Genomic DNA, 5,825 nt, shown 5'->3' on the forward strand with positions numbered 1-5,825 from the left:
CTATTGTGTTTTCATACAAAATGACAGAACGGAAGATGTGTGTGTACTGCGGTAGGTGGTACAGTTTGGTACTAATGACTTGGCTACATGAAAACGGCAAGGATTATGTAGAATGGTACTGTGAAACATGCCAACCGTCTGTTAGAAGTAACCTGTTGAAGCTGCCTTATTCCCATCTGTTTAAATGGGGTGAGAAAGGACAGGACAAATAAGAATACCCCGTATCCAGCTTTTAGGGGGGCTGGGTACAGGGCATTTGCAGTTAACACAGTCGGTTCAATAAGTTGCTTTCAACCTTAACGGTTATAACTACTATGCCACTGAACGGGAATTATTATTCGAATTTAATAATAATAAAAACCCCCGTACCAGCTTTTTTACGGCTAATACAGGGGCATGCAATAGTTGCGTTCCGTTTAAAGTTAGTATGTCACGAAACCAGCGTAATATTCAAAAATTTTTCAAACACGAAAATCCCCCGAGTACTGTGGGAAGTACCACTGGTGTACGTAGACACAAAGATAAGTACATTGGGGACATGAATTTGAGTACATAGAGTTATTAATCCACTCAAAACCGCACCAATTCAATCTCTAACTGTTTTGAGATACAAAATCGAGTACATTATATACAGTCATATATATATCTGTAAACACAAAGGGGAAGGCAATATCTATACCCTCCCCTTTTTCGAACACAACTAATTTTTTTAATCTTCCTGATTATTTTATAAAAAAAATTGATTATTTTTGTGATACTTAATGAACTAACGCACCCGTTAGTTTAAGTAGATTTCTTCACAAACTTTTTAGTATTCCAGTTAATACAGGAATGCTGCCCCGTTAGTTGAAGAAGACCGGTTGTAGATTTTGACATCAACTGTACATTAAATAAAAAAACCACTGCATTAGAGTGGTTGAAAAAATTGAAGACGGGCTGACAATGAAAATTAATCGTTGGGATTTATTATGGCTAATACCTGATGATCCTCCCAACGATCATTTATTTTTATATTTTGTTTTGCGATTCCTTCTTTATGAAAACCAGCCTTTTCTAAAACACGTATTGAACCTATGTTATGTGGCATAACGCCAGCCTCAATCCTATGTAAATTAAGAGTTCTAAAAGCATAATCTACAACCATTTTAACAGCTTCTGTAGTGTAACCCTTTCCATTATTTTTTTGATCTAAGTAATAACCTATCAATGCACTTTGAAGGGGACCGCGAATAATTTCAAAGAGGCTGATAGTTCCTATTAGTGAATCATTTTTTTTTAGAAAAATTCCAAACTGGTATTTAATATTTTCTTTTGATTTTTGTTCCCAAGTTATTATTAATTCTTTTTGCTTTTCTAAAGAATAGTAGTTAGATGGACGTTTTATTGAGAATGGTTCAAAGAAATCCTTATTTTCTACTAGCAATTGTAGTAAATTTTCAGCATCTGATAAATTAAGTTCTTTTAAATAGACAACCTCACTGGTAAACACAATTAATCCCCTTCCTTAATGGAATATATTTCATTATATACTATCTATAAAAGGCAAAGATTATTTGTTTTTCTCACAGTTCGTCTACTCTAAGCTTCTTCAACTAACCTGCCCCGATAGTTGCATAAAGAAAAAGCCGCCTTAAAGACAGCTCTGATCTTCAGCTAACGCACCCGTTAGTTTAAGTACAATCCTTCACAAATATAAGAAAAAGAGCTGCCAATGCAACTCCCTTAATGAGTAAAGCACTTGTTAGTTGAAAAAAATAATACGCCTAATCAAATATTTATTGTTTCTTCTTGCCATATACGTACCATATTTACATCATTTTTTGTAGAAGTTAATTGAAAGACGTCAGGATTACTAAGATTCTTCCAACACTCAAAATCAAAGTTATTATTATAATTCTTTAGCAGTAAAGACATTAAATTTCCGTGAGTAACAATTATTGTGTTTTCAGTTTCACTTTTAAAAACTTCATCTACAACGCTTACTATTCGGTTCATTGCTTCTTGACTCGACTCTCCTCCTTCAAATTTCAACTCCATATCATTGAACGTTGCTTTAAGTTTTTCAAACCAGTCAGGTAAGTCCGTTGTACTTAGTGTGCGTTCTGACAAACGTTCATCAATCTCTATTTTTAAGTTTATTTTCTCACTTAATGGTTCTACTGATTGAATAGCACGCAAAAACGGACTTGATATGATTCGGTCAATTTTTGCATCACTGAAGAAATCAACTAAATATTTCGCTTGTTTCGAACCTTTTTCTGTTAATTGAGATTCCGAAGGTTGCCCCTGTGCTTCGCAATGTCTGACAATGTAAATCTTTTTTAGCATACAAATCCCCCCATATAAGTAGTAAATACTAGTTTCTATATTTGTCTGTAATTTTCCAATCTGTTAGTTTAATAACAGATTTGGTTCATACCATGTTGGCTTTAGTATCTCAAAATCTTTGTGGTCTTCCAAAACAACGTATAATCGTGTTATCATTTCATCTAATTGTTCTGGTGCAAACCGTAAAGACCATACTACAGATGAAAAGATAACCATTCCAACATAGATAGAATAATGCAACCAAAAATCATCGGGAACATTATTATCAAAATATCCTTCAATTTGTCCAATTGAAAATGGAACACTTAATTCTCTTTGAAATAATGCTACTTTTACAAAGTCATGAAGTGGGTCTCCCCAATCAAAATTATTAAAATCAATTACGCCAGCGTATTGCTTATCCTTCACAATGATATTTTCTAGATGATAATCATCATGCTGAAAGTGATTAGAGCGATTTTTTATATGCTGCTTATTCTTCTCAATAAAATCAATAATCTTTTCATCATTTTTAACCTTTATACCACAAGATTTATATACATCTAGGTATCTATAATGCTTTTCCATCGCTCGGTCATACCAATTTTTAACTGTTGAAGGTGCTTCATATAAATGCAACCTTGATAGTTGTATACCTGCTTCCAATCCAATTTTATATTGTTCATGTTCTGTAAGAGTATGTATTGCCTCTTTTGCATCTACACCATCAATATAAGAATAAATATTATAGCAGGAGTTCAATTCATCAATAATACCTATATCAATTGGCTTTGGCGATTGAACATTAAACTGTTGCATTTTGTTCAATATTTCAAACTCTGTCTTCTTCTTTTCATAACCCTCCATATCACCTACTCGTAACAATAATTTTTTATCATCAACATAAACTACATATTTTTTATCGGGAGAGTACCCTTTTGATAGTTTTTCAATTTTAGTAGCGTTTTGCATTAACTTTACTCTGTCTTGAAGAGTTTTTATAATGTCATCCATATATTTGACACCTCCACTTTTATCTTTTGACTTCTATAACATTAACAAATGTCTCTTTGTCCCTTTAGTTTTCAGCACTAACCTGCCCCCGATAGTTGCATAACAAAAAGCTGCCTTAAAGACAGCTCCGATCTTAAGCTAAAGTACCTGTTAGTGCCATAAGAAAAGACAGCCTCAGCAACCTGCCTTATTGTAGAGTTGACAGAAACTGTGCGATATATCTCTAAAATTGAGGATTGGAATAATCCAATTCTTTTTCACTAAACTTTATGCACCTTGTGTGAGTATACCGATAATGTTATATAAGATTGGGAACACAAATAAAACGATGTTAAAGATTATCCCAACCAATGAAAGTTTATCCCGATTCATTTTATATCCTACAAACCCTAATGCATCTCCTATTGGACAAAGGATAAACGGAAACACGAGTGGCATTCCTTGAATTTTCAACGATACGATATCAAATAAAAAGTTAACGATCAATAATGTTAAAACAGACGGGATTAGAATGGATATAAGTCCAGGTATTTTTTGCATAACAATTGCTCCTTATGAATTAGATTATAAAAATTCGTGCCCAAAATTAACCTTCTACCGTATTTTAACAATAATAAGAGTTTGCGTGAATATCAAACCACACAGTACGAATACACTGTTGTACGAAGACACAAAGATAAGTACTTTGGGGACGTGAATTTGAGTACATAGAGTTATTAATCCACTCAAAACCGCACCAATTCAATCTCTAACTGTTTTGAGATACAAAATCGAGTACATTATAAACAATACAGTCATATAAATTTATCTGTAAAAAAAAAGGGGAAGGCAATATCTATACCCTCCCCTTTTTCGAACACAACTTATTTTTTTAATCTTCTTGATTATTTTATAAAAAAGATTGATCATTTTTGTGATCCTTAATGAACTAAACCAGCTAATAGGATGTCAATATCTTTCTCTAAAATTTTCATTTCCCTTATGATATACTATTTTTGGCCATGCCAAATAACCCTCCAAAATCCTTTTGGAAGGATTTTTCTTTGTTTCACAAAACCGTTAATTAGGCTAAATCTAGGAACGTTTCTTTTCTGCTTAATAAAGCATAAATCCAATGAAGCAACTTATTCATACAGGCAACGATTGAAACTTTGGCAGGTTTTCCTTCTGATTTTTTCTTATCATAGAATGCTTTAAGCTTTTTGTTCCTTGAACTTCTTATGCCGCACAGTACGGCAAGATACAGAGAATGACGTAGTCTGCTCGAACCCCTTTTAGTAATACGATTAATGGTTGCCGTAAACTTACCTGATGAGTGAACACTTGGATCTACTCCAGCGAAGGCAACTAGTTTTTTCGGGTGATTAAACCGATCGATTTCACCAATTTCAGAGATAATCGTGGCTGCGATTTTTTCTCCGATACCGGGAATCGATTGGATGATCTTATATTCTTCCAGTTCATTTGCCAGGGCCACTATACGATCTTCCAACTCAGAGAGGTGTCCCTGGTAATGAAAAAGCAACTCAATATACATACGTAGATTGATTACGTGACTTTCATACACGTTTTTTTGAAATGGATTTCGAGATGCGGAGTCCATTATTTTTTTGGCTTTTCCCCACGCCCATTGACCCGATCGGCTAGGACAGAACTCCATTACACTCTCTGCTAGTTTACTTTCCCCGGCTTTTATTACGGCCTCTGAAGTAGGGTATTCCTTTAACATCAATAATGAAACATTTGAGAATAAATCGCCAAAAACCTTTCGGTATTCAGGAAGTTGATCTAAAATGGTGTGAAACTGAAGTTTAGCTTCCACATACATATTCGTTACGATTTCCTGTTGTCTGGACAAATTCCGAAGGTCTAAAAGCCGAATTCCTCTAATTTTATGAGATTCAAAATCCTCTTTGTAATACAGCACACACAACTGGTACGCATCGATTGCGTCTGTTTTTACCTTTCGTAAACCGGACTTCTTTGCCTGATAAGAAATAATCGGATTTAGTAAGATATATAGAATCCCTTGTTCCTCCAGGTATTGAATAACAGGAGAATGGTAATGCCCTGTAGATTCTAAAATGACCATAGGCATTTGCCCTGTCACCTCTTCCATTTCTTTTAGAAATTCTAAAAAATGATCTAACTCCTCTTTGATATGCTTCATTGAAAAGCTCTTCCCATACGGTTTAGATTGATCTAAAAATGCCTGAACTTGGCTCTCTCCTTTTGCCACATCCAGACCAACAACTGGATTCATTGTTTTTTCCTCCTCTACTTACTAACCAGTACCCCTAGTCCTCCATGTAGTGTCATAGCTTCGCTTGTTATACGAGATCTGCGTCCCAACCAGCCTCAAACATGTTTCTACAAGTAGGGGGCGGACAGTTTAGTTCACGGGATCAAGTCCCACGCACCCGTACGTCCTACCCTGGCTACTGATATAATAGATTCTATTAAAAAAAGGTCAACCAGTAAAATAAACTGTACCCTATAGAGTA

At 34.7% G+C, this 5,825-nt stretch carries 6 protein-coding genes; 1 reads left to right on the top strand and 5 read right to left on the bottom strand.

The genetic code is table 11. From position 1 onward, the window contains the following. Nucleotides 1–212 (top strand): hypothetical protein (locus J7I96_RS24470; protein ID WP_215048138.1); only part of this gene is annotated, 212 nt, incomplete at its 5' end. 737 nt (nucleotides 213–949) lie between these two features. On the opposite strand, the gene J7I96_RS24475 is transcribed toward J7I96_RS24470, so the two are convergent. The 5 genes from J7I96_RS24475 to J7I96_RS24495 form a co-directional block, all read right to left on the bottom strand. Further along, nucleotides 950–1,489: a GNAT family N-acetyltransferase gene (locus J7I96_RS24475; protein ID WP_214812355.1), complete on the bottom strand. Its 540-nt coding sequence runs from the start codon at nucleotides 1,487–1,489 to the stop codon at nucleotides 950–952. A 278-nt stretch (nucleotides 1,490–1,767) separates the two neighbouring features. Continuing rightward, nucleotides 1,768–2,328: a histidine phosphatase family protein gene (locus tag J7I96_RS24480; RefSeq protein WP_214926204.1), complete on the bottom strand. Its 561-nt coding sequence runs from the start codon at nucleotides 2,326–2,328 to the stop codon at nucleotides 1,768–1,770. Between the two features lie 63 nt (nucleotides 2,329–2,391). Continuing rightward, nucleotides 2,392–3,321 (bottom strand): aminoglycoside phosphotransferase family protein, encoded by a 930-nt coding sequence (locus J7I96_RS24485; RefSeq protein WP_214926212.1) that lies wholly within the window; start codon nucleotides 3,319–3,321, stop codon nucleotides 2,392–2,394. A 267-nt stretch (nucleotides 3,322–3,588) separates the two neighbouring features. Then, a complete protein-coding gene (locus J7I96_RS24490; RefSeq protein WP_214926215.1) occupies nucleotides 3,589–3,861 on the bottom strand; it encodes a hypothetical protein in 273 nt (90 codons plus the stop codon). 523 nt (nucleotides 3,862–4,384) lie between these two features. Next, on the bottom strand, nucleotides 4,385–5,584 hold the full coding sequence (locus tag J7I96_RS24495; RefSeq protein ID WP_215048140.1) for an IS110 family RNA-guided transposase: 1,200 nt from the start codon (nucleotides 5,582–5,584) through the stop codon (nucleotides 4,385–4,387). Between the last annotated feature and the right edge of the window lie 241 nt (nucleotides 5,585–5,825).

This window comes from Bacillus sp. ISL-78 (assembly GCF_018613455.1).
Taxonomy (GTDB): Bacteria; Bacillota; Bacilli; order Bacillales; family DSM-1321; genus Peribacillus; species Peribacillus frigoritolerans.